The following is a 17,216-nucleotide window of genomic DNA, read 5'->3' as shown; positions in this document are numbered from 1 at the left end:
ACGAACCGCTGGTGTTTGGGTTGTGATGCCAATTGCATTGCCCAGTAGCTACGTTCGGAACGGATAACCGCTGAAAGCATCTAAGCGGGAAGCCGGCCCAGAGATGAGTCATCCCTAGAGCTTTAAGCTCTTTGAAGGGTTGTTGAAGACGACGACGTTGATAGGCAGGGTGTGGAAGCGTTGTAAGGCGTTAAGCTAACCTGTACTAATTGCCCGTAAGGCTTAACCATACAACACCTAAATAGGCTGTATTTTTTACCTACAAGCACTTGCTATCGCAAGTGGGCGCGATAATTTGCTTATCGTCGATGTAAAATCGACTGGCAAATGACCTGCTCGCTAAAGACGCGCAAGTATGAGTATGTAGGAGGCAGGCAAGGGTTGTAGGTGACAAGTTAAGACAATCATATATAGACAGATTGAGTAGCGACTCTACGTTAAAGAAAAAGCAATTATCAGCATTCCAACATTGTTAACCATTATTGAGAAGTATTGAGCTTTGCTTGATAGTTCAACAGTTAATGTCTGGCGACAATAGCGATACGGTACCACCTGACTCCATTCCGAACTCAGAAGTGAAACGTATTAGCGGCGATGGTAGTGTGGGGTTTCCCCATGTGAGAGTAGCACATCGCCAGACTCCTATTCGAAGAAAGCCCTAGTCAATCGACTGGGGCTTTTTTGTTTCTGCTTCGCAGAAATGAAACGTATTACGCCACGCCGGTTACCGGACGCCCAGTAACTGGCAAGGGATAGTGTGGGGTTTCCCCATGTGAGAGTAGCACATTGTCCCATGCCGGTTACCGGGACTCCCATTACACAACAAAGCCTCAGCATACGCTGGGGCTTTTTTTGTTTCTTCGTTTGATGCACCTTAAATCTCGGTGCACCTCATCATTCCAATAATTCCAAGGCGTGTTGTTAGTAAGCTCTTGTATCGCTTTATAGCGATAGTTTGTTGCTGATTACCGTCAGTTAACGCATATTGAGCGCGGTTGTTGCTTTTGAAAGACTACATTAATTTTTATTTTTTGTATGTAAAACAAGTGCTTGTAATTGTATGTGGTCAAAGATATTAAAATTTGTAGCGCCGACGCAACATAATACTGTCCAGAATATACCCTGAGTTGCACAAGGAGTTGCTAACCCTCTGTTAATTATAAGAAATATAAGATTGGCACGTTTAGTGTAATAGCAATGATGAAGCACCATGTTGGTGTTATTGCTAAAATAATGAATGAATGGAGACTACTATGTCATTATCTAAAAAATTAACTGCTTTATCTTTATCTCTTATGTTTGTTGCTAGCGTTATGGTTCAAGCAAACGCCTCTGAAGAGCTTTTCACAGCATTAGACCTTGACCAGAGTGGCACAATTTCTCAAACTGAGGCAAGCGCTCATTCTGGCTTAAGTGCGTTGTTTAATGAAGTGGATGCTGACAGCGATGGCGAGATCACATACGCCGAGTTTGCTGCTGCAGGCCTAGAAGAGTAATACTTAGTTCACGGGAGCTATACGGCTCCCGTGCTTATTCAACACTTGTATCTTCCTCAGAATCCCCTTAACCTAAATACATCCCACCTTTGTTTAAGTCCCTCTTTTGGTCATCGAACTTTTTTCATATTCGCTTAGCATTATAGATATTGTCCTTATTGCGGTAAGTGCCTCACTAATTGGTATGGCAAAGACCGGCATACATGGCACTGGCATGCTGACTGTGCCAATTATGGCCATCATATTTGGTGGCAAGGCGTCATCTGGTTTGGTGTTACCTATGCTGATCATGGCAGACCTCTTTGCGGTGTATTACTACCACCGTCATGCAAATTGGCATTATTTGGTAAAGCTATTTCCTTCAGCTGCTGTAGGCGTTGTAATTGCAACGATATTTGGACAGTTTATTAACGATGATGTGTTTGTGCAGATAATGGCCGTTATTATCTTTTTAAGTTTAGGTTTAATGATTTGGATGGAACAGCGCAAGCGAGGTAGTATTCCAGACTACTACTGGTTTGCGGTGCTGATGGGAACGCTTGGTGGTTTTACGACAATGATTGGAAACCTCGCCGGTCCGGTAATGGCCTTATATCTACTCAGCATGCGTCTTCCTAAAAATGAGTATATTGGTACAGCGGCATGGTTCTTTTTAGCCATAAATTTATTCAAAGTGCCCTTTCATGTATTTAGCTGGGAAACGATAACTTGGTCATCGGTGTTTTTGAATATTGTGACGCTTCCTTTTATCGCCGTGGGAGCATATCTTGGCATTTACCTGGTAAAACGGATTTCGGACAATAACTATCGATGGCTTGTCATCGTAATGACGGCGATGGCTGCATTGTCTTTGCTAATTTAGTGGGTTTTAGTTAAACACTTGCTCGTAACTTTTAATGCCGTAAGTGCTTCGCAACATCTCTATGAGCTCTTTTTGTTCAAGAGAGAACTGACTAATTTGCTCGAGCAGCAAAACATGCTCTTTGGTTGAGAGATGATAATTGACTGCTCGTTTAGGAAGGTTCTTGTTAACGACTAACGAACCCAATATTGGACGGCTTTTAATTAAATGTTGACCAACATTATATTCTACGTCGGCGGCAACTGCGGTTCGGGTTTTCAATGCATGCAAGGCCATTTCTAAATCCCTAACCGGTATACTTTTAATGTTGTACTTTTCGATTGGCTCTACCCATGTGATAGCAGAATAGCCAAACGGAATACTCACCGAAGTGACCTCCGACAGCGGTAGGTTTTGGTTAAACGACTCGACATAACTGGCGCTGGTAGCCTCGGTAATAGGAATGCTATAAATATTTCTGTCAAATTCCGCTTTGTGCGCTAACCATTTAGGGTTGTCAGGATAAATAAAATCAACCGTGCGGTTGTCTAAGGCGCTTTGAAGTCTGACCGGTGGCAAAATAACATACTCAAAGGTATATCCATAGTCGCGCGCGAATGCCTCTAGGATTGCCCAACTGAGGCCTTTGTCTTCTGCGCTGCTAAAGTCAAAATGTGGATAGTGATTAACAAAAGATACGCCTATTTTATAGTGTTTCTTGTTATTCGTTGATTGTGGTTGAGATGAAAGCTCGTCGGCGACAGCACTATTGAAAGCTAAATAAACAAGTATTATCAGCAATGTTAAAGCTTTGCTCAGCGCAGGGCTTCGATAATCAAACATGGTAATGCTTTTCCGCTCGTTAATAGGGTCTATGTTTATATCGGAACAATATGATAGATCAATAAGCTTTTTTTAGCGAAAGCTTCTACAGCGCAGCTCTAGCTTGTCTAATAAATGTGTTTGATCAATCAGACGCCCTGCAATTACGTGGATAACATTGCCATCCCCTCGCTCTAAGATGCCGTTAACCTGCAAGATTTTTGCATTTAGATAGACTTGCTTTTGAGAGCGAGCTGAACTTTGCCAAATGATTACATTGGTATTGCCCGTGTGGTCTTCCAAAGTAATAAATGTTACGCCGGCCGCCGTGCCGGGGCTTTGTCTGCAGGTTACCATCCCAATCACACGCACAAGTGCTTTGTGATTGACGGTATGTAGTTTATTCGCGCAGGTAAACTTAGGTAATAACTGGGCGTCTTCCAACATTGCAATAGGGTGTTGAGCAACGCTGAGGCCTGTGCTGGCATAGTCTTCAATCAAGTTGTCAAATAAGCTTGGTTGCCTCACATATTCACAGACCCTTGGTTTTTCTGAACCTTGGTTAAATAACGGTAGTGTGTCGGTATTGTTCATAAGCTGCCAGCGTGCATCAAATCTATTCTGGCTAAAACAGGCAAAGGCGTTTGCGCTCGCTAAGGCCTGCATGCAGCTACTGGGTAAATTTAATTGACGTATACAGCGCAACGAGGAGAATTTTTGAGTATTGCGGGCAAGCAATAAGCGCTCCGCAGACTCGTACTTAAGTCCTTTAATTAAGCGCAAGCCTAAGCGAATTGCATAAGTATTATGCTGCGTAATCAAGCGGTGATCATAGTTAGAGGCTTCTACGCAACAAGGTAACACTTCAATGTTATGATGCTTGGCATCTTGTATTATTTGTGAAGGCGTATAAAAGCCCATTGGTAAGGCATTTAACAGGCCTGTATAAAACACAGCCGGATAATAATGCTTTAACCAAGCCGATACATAGGCCAACACTGCAAACGACGCAGAGTGAGATTCTGGGAAGCCATATTCACCAAATCCACAGATTTGTTCAAACAGTCGTTCAGCATAGGCCTCACTATATCCTCGCTCTGTCATCCCCTCAATGAGCTTACTACGAAATTTATGAAGCGCTCCGTTTTTCTTCCAGCTTGCCATGGCGCGGCGCAGTTGGTCAGCTTCGCCGCCGCTAAAACCAGCAGCTACCATCGCAAGCTGAATAACCTGCTCTTGAAAAATCGGCACTCCCATCGTTCGAGACAATACTTGTTCAATCTCTTTCGAAGGATAGCTTACCGGCTCTTTGCCATCTCGGCGCCGCAAGTATGGATGCACCATGTCACCTTGAATTGGCCCTGGGCGGACTATGGCAATTTGCACAACAAGGTCGTAATAGCAGCGTGGTTTTAATCTTGGCAGCATCGACATTTGTGCCCGGGACTCAATTTGAAAGATGCCTACAGTATCGGCCTTTTGAATTTGTGCAAAAACCTGCTTGTCGTCTCCAAGTTTTGTAATAAATTCAATGCTGCACGCTTGTTCATAATGCGTATTGAGTAAATCGAAGCACTTGCGAATAGCAGTGAGCATACCCAGCGCCAGTACATCTACTTTTAACAGTTTTAAACTTTCTAAATCGTCTTTATCCCACTGAATAACCGTACGCTCTGCCATCGCTGCATTTTCAATCGGTACGAGCTCATATAATGGACCTGCCGAAATAATAAAACCGCCTACATGCTGAGATAAATGTCTCGGAAAACCGATGAGCTGCTCCACAAGGGTGATAAAACGTGTAGCAAAAGCGGATTCTGGGTCAATGCCAAGCTCCCCAAGCTGTGATTGCCAGCTCAATGCGCGGTCTCTTCGATTAACATTGTTGATAAAAAAATCTAAATCGGTAGCGTTTACACCCAATACCTTACCTATCTCTCGTAATGCACTTTTAAATCGATAGCACACTACGGTTGCTGCTAACGCGGTTCGCTCGCGCCCATATTTGCTGTAAATGTATTGAATGACCTCTTCTCGCCGCTCATGCTCAAAGTCCACATCAATATCGGGCGGCTCGTTGCGCTCTTTTGAGATAAAGCGTTCAAATAGCACATTAATTTGGCGAGGATCAACGGCCGTGATCTCAAGGCAATAGCAGACTACCGAGTTAGCTGCTGAACCTCTACCTTGGTACAAAATGCCCTTACGCTTTGCAAACTGCACAATGTCATAGATGGTTAAAAAGAAGTGTTCATATTGCTGTTGCGCTATTAGCTTTAACTCTTTTTCAATGGTGCTGCGAATATCTGCACTGAGCCCTTCAGGAAAGCGTAGTTGAATACCCTTTTCTACTAAATAACGCAGATACTCGCTAGGAGTCATATTATCTGCAACTACTTCTGCAGGATATTGGTACGCTAATTCAGACATATCAAAGCTGCATCGCTTGGCCAAATCGGCGGCATTATTTAACCATTGCACAGGATACAGTTGCTTTAACTTAGTGAGCGAGCGAAGGCTACTTTCGCCATTTGCATGCATTTTTCGGCCTAACTGCGAAATCGTGCAACCTTCGTTAATCGCCTGCAAACATTGCTGTAAGGCAAGGCGAGATGTATCGTGCATGCATGCAGCCGATGTCGCAATAACGCTTAGTTCAAAATGCTCGGCGATATGTTGGCAGTGCTGTAGATACTCCTCTTCGTTAGCGGTAAGCCAGCGTTTTATTGCTAAGAACAAGCGTTCTTTAAAATGTTTCTGTAACCATCCACCCCATGATTTGTCTGGTTCGCTAACCCCGCTGGGTAACCATAAACAAAAACAGTATTTAACACTTTTTAGGTCCCACTCAGATAAAGTATATTCGCCCTTATTAGCACGACGGCGAGCATTAGTAATGATCCTGCAGCATTCTGAATAAGCAGGTTTGTTTGGACATAACAGCACCATCGTTTGGCCGTTGAATTTAAACAAACTGCCAACAATGAGCTTGATAGGGATGTGGTTGTTTTTAATTTCAGTATAGGCGCGTACTACACCTGCCATTGAACATTCGTCGGTGATTGCAATAGCCTGATAGCCCAGAAAATACGCTTGTCGTATATGCTCCTCAGGATGTGAAGCACCATAAAGAAAAGAGAAATTAGACTGGCATACTAATTCTGCAAAGGCAACTTGAGCAGATGCGGTGTTGTTACTAGACAAAGTAGCCATGTAGATACCATGTTTGTTCGGGGGTTTTAAACATCCATAATTGCTGTCCTTGCTCGCTTTGCCCAATATAGTAGTCGCGGCTAATTTGTGAGTTTTCCCACCATCCGCTGACAATACGTTCGGGTCCTTTAATAACCTGCACTTTTTGCGTCAATACAAGAGGTTGAGGCAGTAGCAAGCCAGGGCGGTCGGCAAAAATGCTAGCATCATTATGCAGATCGCTATTGCCGGGAGGCGGTTTACACGTATTACGCTCAGGACGAAAGTCGTTCACAAACTTAAGCCCACTTACTTTGTGTTTTCCTAACTTACTAACGAGGCGCGACATTAAAGACATCGCCGCTACATGTGTTGATTTGCGAGCAAAAAAATCGTCGTGAGCCAGCTCTGCTAATTCATAGCGATGGCAATGCAGTTCAATGGCGTATACCGGAGACTGAAATTTTACCGATTCCAGTTTAAGTTCAATAATGCTCATCCAGTCTTTGTTTTGGTATATAGGCATTGCACTGTCAAATGCAATCGTCATAGGCGCGTGTTCGCGTTGATAAAAATCAATATCAATATGCAAACAGCGCGCATTGCGTACGTATAAAAAATCACGCAACTTATTTAAGGCATGACCGAGCACCGGTATTAATTTATCGCTTATTGATACTTCATAGAGCAGTTCGATGTAGTCGTCGTATTTGGTTTGGGGTTTAAAGAAACTTACTTTTGATGGTGCCTGTCCGCGTAATTCCGAGATAACGGCCAATGAAAAGCGTCCCATCCGATTGGCCAGTTCTGATAACGGGACTCGACTAAGTTCTGCCATATTTAAAATACCGATGCGCTTTAGCTTTTCTAGGTCTTTGTGATCAATATCAGAGCGCTCAAGTGAACACTTCATTAAGGTATTATTAATATGTTCTCGTTCATCCGTAATATCGCCAATTCCATGCTTTGCGATAAGCTTTGCAGCCTGAATTGAAAACGCACTAGCGCAATGATAGTGATATTTGTATTGACTGAGACATTGCTCAATATGTTGCCAGTAAGGTGCGAGTCCGCCATATAAGTTGAGCATGTTTTGGGCTCGTAAAATAAGGCCATTGGGGGCTGATAAAACTATATCTGAACTGATTAAATATAGGGCGTTAGCTAAATGCTCCAGAGTATTACTTTCGAGCTCTGGGCGATATTCATGCAAGATTAGATCAGAGTACAATAAGCTAGCACTGGCTAAGCCCATTCCTAACTTAATGCCGCGCTCGGCCGCGGCCTTGTTAATTTGTACAATTTGGTTATCTCGAGCTTCGTAAATAGCGCGGGGCTCGTGTAACACCTCTGCCTCTCCCTGCTGGCTATGCTCAATAACATCCAGTTGGAGTTGGGTAAAGTGCAGATAAATCCACAGTGAGCGTGTATCAAATTGCATGTTTGTATCGCTCGATTATGACTTAGCACGAATGTGAATTACATTATCGGTTTGTGAGGGTTTTGACCTGAAGGCAGAACCTGTTCGACATTTAAATGGAAGTTTGATTTTTATTGCAGGTTTAGCCCAGCCTACTTTTTGTTTGTTAATTTTAACTTGTAGTTCGTCGTTTTTTCTCTGCAAAGATAAAGAGAGGCTCAAGGGTAGATTACTAGTCTGTTGAGCGCTGTTATCAAACCAGAAGCAATGACATTGCCCATGTAATGCCGCTAGTTCTAGCTTACGAATTTGGGTGTGTTGCAAGGAATTCTGCCATAAAAATACACCTTCACAGGCCCCGCTTTTAGCGCACTGTTCAGCGCTCCAAAGGGCTTCTTCATGCGTGTCTGGGCGAACGATTAATAATTGCGACAGTGATATATTTTCGCTCAGTAAAAATTCAGCATTGAGCTCAAAAGGTGGGGCAATAAATACCCACAGTTTGTCGGTGTGAGCCTTTGATTGGCGCTGCAGTACGTCAAGCATGAGGCGCAGTTCGCCGCAGCCAAGATGACTGTTAATATGGATCATGCCGGCACTTGGAAAGCCGCCAGACAGTGCCGAGTCTAAAGCTTGATAGCCTGTTTTGAGACGCGTGTTTTGTGCTGACGCCTGCTTGGCTCTTGCGGCTGTCCATATCCATTGCTTATTTTCTAGCTCATGCAAAATAGGATTCATATGCCACCCCAAATGACTGTATATACATACAGTATAAATATTTTCATTGAGCAATCAACCGTTTCTCGTAGAAGTGCCTCTCAATGTCTCTAAGTTGCTTATTTATTTGAAATTTAAATTTAACAGAGGTTATTTAAGCCCAGCTCTGGGTAAGAAGCAGCGCTGAGCTTATTTAATGTGGGTGGGTTGTTAGTTGAGTATCGTTATTTCTTGTTGGAGCGTGTTGTAAATCCGGGATGATCATCACGGTAATCTTCTTCTAAACCTAGACTCTTTACTTCCCTAGCGCTTATTTTATTCAGCCAGCTTAGTGGGAAAAAACGCGATGCAAAGTGGGCTAAGCCCGATTTATTGCCATAAACAATGCGAGCTTTATTTTGCATAATGCATTTTGCAATATACATCGCTATGTCTGTCGGCGCGGTAGTTAAAAATCGATGTTTAAATTTTTGACTTTGTTCAAGACGGGTAATATTCGTGTTTATACCGCCCGGATGTATAAGGTGAACCTGTATATGCGGATGTATAAGTGATAACTCTGCCCGTAGTGACTCGGTGTATCCCCTAATGGCAAATTTACTCGCGCAATAATCAGCGGTATTAGGGGGAGCAATTAAGCCGAATATACTCGACACATTCAGTAATGCGGCCCACGGACGCTGACTTAAATAAGGTAAAACGGCTTTGCATCCGTGTACCATGCCATAAAAATTCACGTCCATGACTCGCTGCAGGCTTTGTTCGTCGCTTGCCCATACCGGCCTGCATGAGCCTTCTATACCAGCGTTATTAATAAGCACATCAATATGTTGATGTTGCTGTGCAGTATTTGATAGAAAGTCATCCCACTGCGCCCGGTCCGATACATCAAAAGCACTGCTGAATACATTGTCTTCACAATAGTTTGGCAACTCAACGCTAAGCTCTTTAACTACCGTTTGAAGTGCCTGTTCATCAATATCGCAAAGCGCTAATTTGCAGTTAAAGTGGGCAAAGGTTTTTGCTAACCCTTTGCCAATACCGGATCCTGCGCCTGTAATTACAACGGTTTTACCGGTAAAGAAAGTATCTAATGAAGATATTTTGCCCATGCCTTCTACTACCTCTTCTTTGCATCAAATGCGCGTATGTTGTCTATTGAATCTCGCGCATACCTACATAGGAAGCGGAATGTTATTGCTGTTGAGCACGGCTTTGCCGTCTTTAAGGGTAAACAGCATACTGTAACCCGCCTCAGTTTTTATGAAAAAGCCTTGCTGAACCAAGCTATTTAATGTGGCAGCGCTCTGCTGACGAAGCACTTCTTGAAACTGCTCAGGGGGCATTTGAGCTAACTGTGGATTATTTGCAAGCTGCCCTTCAAGCATAATACCTGCAATGGTAAGTGCAGCACTTTCATCTACGCTCATCCGTGTATTTGAGTCTAGGTGCTGCATCCAAAATGCATTGTTTTCCATCGTATCAGGCAAGCTTGTTACGCCAACTAATTTGTTGCTAGAGCTTATATCAATATTGCCACCGTTGATCACGCCTACCAATTCAGTAATATTAATTTCAGGCTCTGCGATGAGCTGGCCTAATAGGTGGGTCTGCATCGCTTGCTGCATTATTTCTTGCGCTTGAGCTGGAGATTCCATGATATCTTGATTCATTTTTTGATACGCCTTAGAAAAGGCCTGCTGGATATTATTAATGGTCATGCTAATAGTTAGGTCGTCAACTTTAACCTCAGGCGTATCTAGCTTGACCATACTCATATTTACCTCAATGTCAGCTAAATCAGTGCTTGGGTTAAAATCAGCCGTGCTCTGTATTTGCAGCTTTTCAATGAGAGTTTGGCTACTTTCATCAGGACTGTTTAAACGCATTTTATCAATGAAAAAAGAACCGCCGCCGTCATAGAAATTTCCCTTCAACATCTCGTTAATCGAGGCATCAGCGGTGTACGACATTGTTACTCCTTCTAAGGATAAGTCGTACATATCGAGTGCTTTAATGAAGAGCTGCCCGGGTCCGCCTGAATAGCGCAAGGCGTTTGTTGATATATCCCCTTCACCTTGCCAACCTTGTGTCGATACCACCATACCAATGCTAGCATCTGTATACTCCAGCGCTAGCAAACGGTCATTATATGAAGAAGAGCCAAATAGTCCCATAACGCCGCTTGCTTGATAGATAGGGCCGTCGCCGTTTACTGTTAAGGTATCGGGAAGCTCATCGCTTACTAAGCGCACGTCCCAATCTAACCAACCTAGACCAAGCCCACTTCTTGTGAGCAGTGGACCATGCTGTGCATTGGCTTGCAAAACAAAGTCAAACAGTGGTTCAGATTGAGCATTAACTTGTTCGGGTAGTACCATCACAACTTGAATATTGGCAGTGCTTGAAAACCACGTTTGCTCGCGTTCAAGAACAGTTACTTTATAGAACTCATTAGTGTTAAGGCTAGCAATGTAGGCATCCATTTGTTCATTAAAGGTATTGCCAGCGAATTTAGGGCCGATTAAGCCAATAGCAATCAACACTATGATGACCAGTGTGAGAAGTTTTTTCATATATACGTCCTTGTATTAGTGTGTGTAGAAATATTCATTAAGGAAGAGCAGTAAAAATGAGTCTTGAAAGCGGGCGATACAAGCAGGAAATATAAGCGGACTATACAAGTAGGAAATACAAGCGAGGCCATATAGGCACGCGTTAAAGCATGTATTAACAGCATACGCTAACCCCCGCATTTTATGACTGACTTGTATTTGTAGGTGGCGTGTTTGCGCTGTTGCTTAAGCTTTCGCTGATGAACGCGTCAATTTTCTGCTCTAAAATAAACAGCGGCACTGAGCCGTTTGCCAACACGGCATCGTGAAAAGCGCGTAAATCAAACTTATCGCCTAGTGCATCTTGTGCTTTTTCGCGCAGTGCTTTAATTTTGATTTCGCCAATTTTGTAAGACAATGCCTGAGCTGGCCATGAAATATATCGGTCAATTTCAGTACGCACATTGTGTTCGCTCAAAGCGGTGTTTTCGAGCATATAGTTCATCGCTTTTTCTCGACTCCAGCCAAATACATGCATGCCGGTATCCACCACTAAACGGCAGGCTCGCCACATCTCATAACTTAAGCGACCAAAGTTGTCGTAAGGGTCGTCGTATATGCCCACTTCTAAACCAAGATATTCTGAATACAAACCCCATCCTTCACCGAACGCAGAAATATATGTTTTGCGTCGTACTTTAGGCAGGTTTTCCATTTCTGCGGCTAAGGATATTTGAAAGTGATGACCCGGAACCGCTTCATGTAGAGTGAGGGCTGGCAGGGCATAAAGAGGGCGCTTATCTAGTGCATATGTATTTACCCAATAGTAGCCAGGCTGATCATCACTACGGGGAGAAATATAGCGCCCGGTTGTGTATTTAGGCGCAATGCTGTCTGGCACAGGCGCTACACCGTAGGGGATACGTGGCATTTTATAAAATAATTGAGGTAAACGCGCATCCATTTGTTTAGAAATGTATGAGGCCACCATAATTAACTCTTTCGCGCTTTTCGCGTAAAACTGCTCATCGGTACGCAAAAACTCTATAAACGCGTTAATGTCACCGTCGAAAGCCAGCTCATCTACAATGGTTTGCATTTGAGCGCGTATGCGGGCCACCTCACTCAGGCCTATTTCGTGAATTTCTTTCGCGCTTAGGTCGGTGGTGGTGTAGTGCTTAATTCGATTGTTGTAAAACGCTTCTCCATGAGGCCATGTGGTGGCCGCAATGTCGGTTTTTGTATTCACTTTATAATCGTTTACAAAAAAGTCATAAAACGTTTGATACGCATCTCTAATCGCGCCTACTTTTTTGGCAGCGAGCGCCTTTTGCTCATCAGACAATAGCCCTTGGCTTGCCTTATTTATCGGCGCATAGAACGGATGTTCTTGTATCTCGTCGACCGTATAGGGTGCAATAGTATCTTCATAACCAATTAGCACAACTTGTGGCTGGGAGTGACCCAATGCAAGCCCTTCTTTCATATATTGTATGTTTAAGTACATGTTCTCAGGCACGGCATCGAGCAGTGCCATGTAGCGAGTCACATCGTCTTGATTACGCAATGCTGTGTTTTCAGGTAGCCGACCTAGCGCGCTATGAAAGCCATATTCTGAGGTAATGGGGACGCGATACTCTTTAAACCGGAAGTTATCAATATAGTTATTTAGTCGGTATTCCTGCATTAGGTAACTGATTTGGTCATCGCTGCTGAGGCTGTTTATATCAATTGTGCTGAGCGCCGTTTTGTATTTGCTAAACTGTTCAAAGCGCTTCTGCATGGCAGGCATGCTGATGTCAGTAAGGGGCACAGTGGGGGTTTTGCCCTCGCTGGAGGCCAAACTAGGGAATTGAGACAGTTCGTATTGCCAAATATCGTCTAAAAGTGCATGTAGCGTTTGAGAGCTATCGCTCTCGTTTTTTTGTGCCAGAGAAGAAAATGCCAGCAAGGCCAGTGAAATTGCGGTTAACCATTTATTCATCATCTAACCTTTTGTGATTTTGGTAAGTCTAGGTGCTTACTTTTTAGGGGTGTATATAGGTGAGTGTAAGTGCGTCACTTTATCAGATAGTTGGCTGATTTTAGCGCTGCCTTGTTTCTCTACTTGGTCAATTCTGAGCACGTTATGCATCGGAATATAACTTCGTTTCACCTTTGAAAACTCATTCTTGAGCTTTTCGTGGCTTGGGTCAACTACCAATTCTGTATGTTTGTCCCACACAAAGTCGGCAATTTCAACAAAACCAAATACTTGACTAGACACAAGCTCTTTTACATAGAGCTCGTAACGCTCGCCGCTGCTTATAAACTGTATTCGATATATCGCTTGATTATTACTCATTCGTTCCACGCAATTATTAAGCCCTTTGACCAACATTCAGATGTGATTGATATCGCTCAAATAGGTAAACCACAAACGGATGTAAGATGCGGTTGTTTTAGTTCATTTTCAAGATGCGAGTTTCGCCAATGGCCATCACATCAAAGGCATCAGGAGATACTCTGGCACGTTGTCTTTGCGCTTTAAGCTCGTTTACTGGGGCGAGGGGCATCTCTGCTGTTAACGGGAATGTTCCCCAGTGCATGCCTACTGAAAACTTACTGTTAATGTCTTTATGTATTTGCAGAGCTTCGCTCGGGTTAACGTGATACTGCTGCATAAACCAGCGTGGTTCATATGCGCCTATCGGAATAAGCGCTAAATCTACCGCATTCAAATATTGGCCAATTTGCTTAAACTGCACATCATTATAACCGGTATCCCCGGCAAACCAGATGGTTCTACCGTTTATTTCAACCGCCCAGCTCGCCCAAAGCGTTTCACGACGGTCTGTAGTGCCGCGTGCAGACCAGTGCTGACTCGGTAGGGCATGCACCTTGAGCACCTGGGTTTGAGAGGTATCCCACCAGTCCATTTCCTGAATATCTTGCTCTGGGACACCGCTATCAGATAATAAGGGTTTAAGGCCAAGCGGCACATAAAATCGTATTGCTGCGCTTTGTGCCTTTGATTTTATGCTCAAACGCTCCAACGTTTCGGTATCTAGGTGGTCGTAGTGATTATGACTAATCAATACCGCATCAATATTAGGTAGCTGTGCATAATCCATTGCGTGTCGAACATAGCGTTTAGGTCCGGCAAACGGGATGGGGGAGGCTCGGTCGGTAAAAATGGGGTCGGTTAGAATGGTCTGCCCTTGGTATTGAATAAGAAACATTGCATGTCCGAGCCAAGTAACCTGCATGGCTTCTGGCGGATTGCGCAAGGCCGCTATGTTTACATCTTGTACAGGGACGTCGCTAGCAAATTTGGCGTGGTCTGCCCATTCTTCTTCACCTAAAAAACGCATCTTTAAAAAATCAAAAAAGTTTTTTTCACTATCTTCTATATATAGGTTACGAAAGCCGTCTTGCACATGATGCGATTTGTTTTTAGTTTGCGGCGCGACGCTACTGGTAGCGCAGCTAAACAAACCCCACACGAGCATTATGCTTATAAGGACAAAGACTTTATGTTTCATTGATGTAAACAAATGCGTGAGGGCCACTTAAGTGAGCGAGTAATGAAGTGTTTACGCACCTACTTCGAATATAGATTCAATCAGCAGAGATACATCTTCATTCCCCTGAATAATATGATTCGATACAGCGAAGCCTTGGGCTAAACAGGTAAGTTTAAGTGCCTGCTGCTCAATGTTAACCGATGCTGGAATGTGTTTGTGTTGCTGAGCGCGCTCTAGCAAACCGATAAAGGCAAGCTGAAGTTGGTCATAAAACCAGCGCGCTTGATGCTGTATCGCGGCGTTGTTAAAGCCCATTTCAACCACCAATTTTGTCAGCAAACAGCCTTTAGTTTGAATGAGCTCTTGGTATTTTGTGAAGTATTGTACGGTGCCTTGTGCAGCGCTCGTCGCATTGTGGAAGTATTGATTTAGTGGAAGCAAATGAGCCTGCAAGTAGTGATTAAGCAGAGCCTCAAAAAAATCTTCTTTGTTATTAAAATGCAGATAAAAAGCACGTCTATTAAAGCCGGTTTCTTTTATGAGTACAGCCATTGAACAGCCTCTATAGCCAAGTTTGATGGCTAGGGGAAGCGCAAGCTCTAACACTTTTTCTAATTCATACTTTTTAGTCTGCGGCATACAACACTGAGCTCCAATTTAAGAACATGTGTTCTTATAGCGTAAATGTTGTACACGCACAAGTATGAGTCTTAGCTTTGATAGTGTAAGCAAATGTTAATGTACACCTACTAGATGCCATTTCTGATGCAAAATTGTGATATAAAGTCGGCAACAATGCTGGCTGTAAAGCCAAGCGTTTATTGCCACAATTCTAAAATCAGGCAGTATTAACACTTTACGATATGTCAGTCAGACCGGCCTGTTTAGATTGAGCAGTGCATAGCGCACAGACAAGCGTTAACTGACACATATCACCATCACAAAACTACGACGGAAATCTACGTGAATTATTTATCAAAACCAATGAGAAGCATTTTTGTGTTCGGCGCACTGAGCATCGCTATTGTGGGATGTTCGCAAACAAACGCACCGGCTACCCAAGCTTCAATGCAAAATCCACAGCCCAACATTGAAAACATAAAAGGACATATGAGTTTTCTTGCTGACGATCTTTTAGAAGGGCGAGATACCGGCTCAGCAGGACATGAAATCGCATCTTTATATATCGCCAGCGAATTTAAAAAATATGGCCTAATGCCAGCCGGTGATGATGGCACTTACATGCAAAGAGTGGGCTTTAGAAAAACGGTTTTGGTACAAGACTCGCCTGAGTTTACAGTTTATTCAGACGACGGCGAATACAGCTTTGACTATCCAAAAGACTTCATCATGGGACCTGACCCAGTGCGAACCGAGTCGCAGGTAAGTGCCGAACTGGTTTTTGTGGGCTATGGCATTATTGCGCCGGAGTTTGCACACAACGACTATGAGGGGCTAAACGTAGAAGGAAAGATTGTTGTAGCTTTATCTGGTAAGCCTTCATCACTCGACTCTGAGGAGGGCGCACACTTAGCCTCTGGTGCCCAAAAGTCAAAGTATGCGGTCGACAATGGTGCGATTGGTTTTATCACCGTACAAACGCCAGCGAGCGAAAAAGTGCGCTCCTATCAACAGTCTCTTAACTATATTCATGCGCCGCGCATGCGCTGGGTAGACCCCGACGGAAACGTCGGTAACACCAATCCAGAGTTAATTGTTGGTGCCTATTTGAGTATGGAAACAGCAAAAACGCTATTTGCGCACGCGCCCACACCGCTAGAAGATATATTTTTGCAGTTAGAAAATAATGACATTCCAACGGGTTTTGACATTCCAGTTACCGTCAAACTTGCTCGTGAGTCTGTTCATGAAGACCTAAGCAGTCCCAATGTAGCGGCCGTACTTGAAGGGAGCGACCCGGTATTAAAAAACGAGTATGTGGTATTTACTGCTCATTCAGATCATATCGGTATTTCAAAATCTGTTGAAAAAGACCGTATTAACAATGGCGCTCTGGACAACGCGTCGGGCACATCGGTTATGCTTGAAACAGCACGAATGTTTGCTAGTTTGCCAAAAGCGCCTGCGCGCTCGGTGATTTTTTTGGCTGTTACCGGGGAAGAAAAGGGGCTGCTGGGTGCCGATTATTTTGCTAAAAATCCAACGGTTCCTCTGGCCTCAATGGTCGCTAACGTTAACTTAGATATGCCGCTGCTTACTTATGAGTTTGCCGATGTTATTGCCTTTGGAGCAAGCCACAGCACCATGGGCAAGTATGTGAAAACCGCCGCTGCCAACGCTGACTTGAAGCTGACAGACGATCCATGGCCACAGCTTAACCTTTTCACACGTTCTGACCACTATGCCTTTGTAAAACAGGGCGTGCCGGCGATCTTTTTAGTGACCGGCATTGAGTCAAAAGACCCAGAGGTAGACGGCAGTGAAGTCTTAAATACCTTTTTAGGCACGCATTACCATCGTCCGTCTGACGATATGAATCAAGACTTTGATTGGCGAGCCGCACGAGCGTTTACTCAAGTGAACTTTGAAATAGGAAAGACGCTGGCCGATGCACCTACTCGTCCAACATGGTACCGCGACAGCTTCTTTGGCAAGACCTTTGGTAAAGAATATAATCTAAGCGATAGAGACTAAGGCTTAAGCGAT

General features: G+C 43.8%; 13 protein-coding genes and 2 rRNA genes. 5 read left to right on the top strand and 10 right to left on the bottom strand.

Annotated elements, in window-relative coordinates:
• The 4 genes from ACFO4O_RS11190 to ACFO4O_RS11175 form a co-directional block, all read left to right on the top strand.
• Positions 1 to 230, top strand: a 23S ribosomal RNA gene (locus ACFO4O_RS11190); the annotation flags it as partial.
• Positions 231 to 524: 294 nt separating this feature from the next.
• A 5S ribosomal RNA gene (rrf, locus tag ACFO4O_RS11185) occupies positions 525 to 640 on the top strand.
• 613 nt (positions 641 to 1,253) lie between these two features.
• Positions 1,254 to 1,496 (top strand): EF-hand domain-containing protein, encoded by a 243-nt coding sequence (locus tag ACFO4O_RS11180; protein ID WP_382408530.1) that lies wholly within the window; start codon positions 1,254 to 1,256, stop codon positions 1,494 to 1,496.
• Between the two features lie 106 nt (positions 1,497 to 1,602).
• On the top strand, positions 1,603 to 2,358 hold the full coding sequence (locus ACFO4O_RS11175) for a sulfite exporter TauE/SafE family protein (RefSeq protein ID WP_382408528.1): 756 nt from the start codon (positions 1,603 to 1,605) through the stop codon (positions 2,356 to 2,358).
• A 6-nt stretch (positions 2,359 to 2,364) separates the two neighbouring features.
• Here ACFO4O_RS11175 and ACFO4O_RS11170 read toward each other — a convergent pair whose 3' ends face one another.
• From ACFO4O_RS11170 to ACFO4O_RS11125, 10 genes are all read right to left on the bottom strand, one after another.
• Positions 2,365 to 3,180, bottom strand: a complete 816-nt coding sequence (locus ACFO4O_RS11170) for a type 2 periplasmic-binding domain-containing protein (RefSeq protein ID WP_382408526.1) — start codon at positions 3,178 to 3,180, stop codon at positions 2,365 to 2,367.
• A gap of 72 nt (positions 3,181 to 3,252) precedes the next feature.
• Positions 3,253 to 6,372, bottom strand: a complete 3,120-nt coding sequence (locus ACFO4O_RS11165) for an error-prone DNA polymerase (protein ID WP_382408524.1) — start codon at positions 6,370 to 6,372, stop codon at positions 3,253 to 3,255.
• The gene (locus ACFO4O_RS11160; RefSeq protein WP_382408522.1) at positions 6,356 to 7,792 is read right to left on the bottom strand and encodes a Y-family DNA polymerase; all 1,437 of its coding nucleotides are present in this window, start codon (positions 7,790 to 7,792) and stop codon (positions 6,356 to 6,358) included. Before ACFO4O_RS11160 ends, ACFO4O_RS11165 begins: the two co-directional genes overlap by 17 nt.
• Before the next feature lie 15 nt (positions 7,793 to 7,807).
• Positions 7,808 to 8,509 (bottom strand): translesion DNA synthesis-associated protein ImuA, encoded by a 702-nt coding sequence (imuA, locus tag ACFO4O_RS11155; protein WP_382408520.1) that lies wholly within the window; start codon positions 8,507 to 8,509, stop codon positions 7,808 to 7,810.
• A 203-nt stretch (positions 8,510 to 8,712) separates the two neighbouring features.
• Positions 8,713 to 9,600 (bottom strand): SDR family NAD(P)-dependent oxidoreductase, encoded by an 888-nt coding sequence (locus ACFO4O_RS11150; RefSeq protein ID WP_382408518.1) that lies wholly within the window; start codon positions 9,598 to 9,600, stop codon positions 8,713 to 8,715.
• Positions 9,601 to 9,663: 63 nt separating this feature from the next.
• Positions 9,664 to 11,064: a YdgA family protein gene (locus ACFO4O_RS11145; RefSeq protein WP_382408516.1), complete on the bottom strand. Its 1,401-nt coding sequence runs from the start codon at positions 11,062 to 11,064 to the stop codon at positions 9,664 to 9,666.
• A 181-nt stretch (positions 11,065 to 11,245) separates the two neighbouring features.
• Positions 11,246 to 13,027 carry a DUF885 domain-containing protein gene (locus ACFO4O_RS11140; protein WP_382408514.1) on the bottom strand — a complete coding sequence of 594 codons (1,782 nt, stop codon included), beginning with the start codon at positions 13,025 to 13,027 and terminating at the stop codon, positions 11,246 to 11,248.
• A 36-nt stretch (positions 13,028 to 13,063) separates the two neighbouring features.
• Positions 13,064 to 13,387, bottom strand: a complete 324-nt coding sequence (locus ACFO4O_RS11135; protein WP_382408512.1) for a DUF1820 family protein — start codon at positions 13,385 to 13,387, stop codon at positions 13,064 to 13,066.
• A 97-nt stretch (positions 13,388 to 13,484) separates the two neighbouring features.
• Positions 13,485 to 14,567 carry an MBL fold metallo-hydrolase gene (locus ACFO4O_RS11130; protein ID WP_382408510.1) on the bottom strand — a complete coding sequence of 361 codons (1,083 nt, stop codon included), beginning with the start codon at positions 14,565 to 14,567 and terminating at the stop codon, positions 13,485 to 13,487.
• A gap of 51 nt (positions 14,568 to 14,618) precedes the next feature.
• A complete protein-coding gene (locus ACFO4O_RS11125) occupies positions 14,619 to 15,188 on the bottom strand; it encodes a TetR/AcrR family transcriptional regulator (RefSeq protein WP_382408509.1) in 570 nt (189 codons plus the stop codon).
• A gap of 345 nt (positions 15,189 to 15,533) precedes the next feature.
• On the opposite strand from ACFO4O_RS11125, the gene ACFO4O_RS11120 reads away from it, so the two are divergent.
• Positions 15,534 to 17,204: a M28 family metallopeptidase gene (locus ACFO4O_RS11120; protein ID WP_382408532.1), complete on the top strand. Its 1,671-nt coding sequence runs from the start codon at positions 15,534 to 15,536 to the stop codon at positions 17,202 to 17,204.
• Positions 17,205 to 17,216 lie beyond the last annotated feature (12 nt).

Origin of the sequence: Glaciecola siphonariae (assembly GCF_042652645.1) — a bacterium.
Taxonomy (GTDB): domain Bacteria; phylum Pseudomonadota; class Gammaproteobacteria; order Enterobacterales; family Alteromonadaceae; genus Glaciecola; species Glaciecola siphonariae.
This window is presented reverse-complemented; position numbering and strand designations above follow the sequence as displayed.

Bases quoted from the DNA above. Each gene is read 5' to 3' on its own strand.
- ACFO4O_RS11180 (WP_382408530.1), top strand. From the start codon at position 1,254: ATGTCATTATCTAAAAAATTAACTGCTTTATCTTTATCTCTTATGTTT.
- ACFO4O_RS11170 (WP_382408526.1), bottom strand. From the start codon at position 3,180: ATGTTTGATTATCGAAGCCCTGCGCTGAGCAAAGCTTTAACATTGCTG.
- ACFO4O_RS11165 (WP_382408524.1), bottom strand. From the start codon at position 6,372: ATGGCTACTTTGTCTAGTAACAACACCGCATCTGCTCAAGTTGCCTTT.
- ACFO4O_RS11160 (WP_382408522.1), bottom strand. From the start codon at position 7,792: ATGCAATTTGATACACGCTCACTGTGGATTTATCTGCACTTTACCCAA.
- imuA (WP_382408520.1), bottom strand. From the start codon at position 8,509: ATGAATCCTATTTTGCATGAGCTAGAAAATAAGCAATGGATATGGACA.
- ACFO4O_RS11150 (WP_382408518.1), bottom strand. From the start codon at position 9,600: ATGGGCAAAATATCTTCATTAGATACTTTCTTTACCGGTAAAACCGTT.
- ACFO4O_RS11145 (WP_382408516.1), bottom strand. From the start codon at position 11,064: ATGAAAAAACTTCTCACACTGGTCATCATAGTGTTGATTGCTATTGGC.
- ACFO4O_RS11140 (WP_382408514.1), bottom strand. From the start codon at position 13,027: ATGAATAAATGGTTAACCGCAATTTCACTGGCCTTGCTGGCATTTTCT.
- ACFO4O_RS11135 (WP_382408512.1), bottom strand. From the start codon at position 13,387: ATGAGTAATAATCAAGCGATATATCGAATACAGTTTATAAGCAGCGGC.
- ACFO4O_RS11130 (WP_382408510.1), bottom strand. From the start codon at position 14,567: ATGAAACATAAAGTCTTTGTCCTTATAAGCATAATGCTCGTGTGGGGT.
- ACFO4O_RS11125 (WP_382408509.1), bottom strand. From the start codon at position 15,188: ATGCCGCAGACTAAAAAGTATGAATTAGAAAAAGTGTTAGAGCTTGCG.
- ACFO4O_RS11120 (WP_382408532.1), top strand. From the start codon at position 15,534: ATGAGAAGCATTTTTGTGTTCGGCGCACTGAGCATCGCTATTGTGGGA.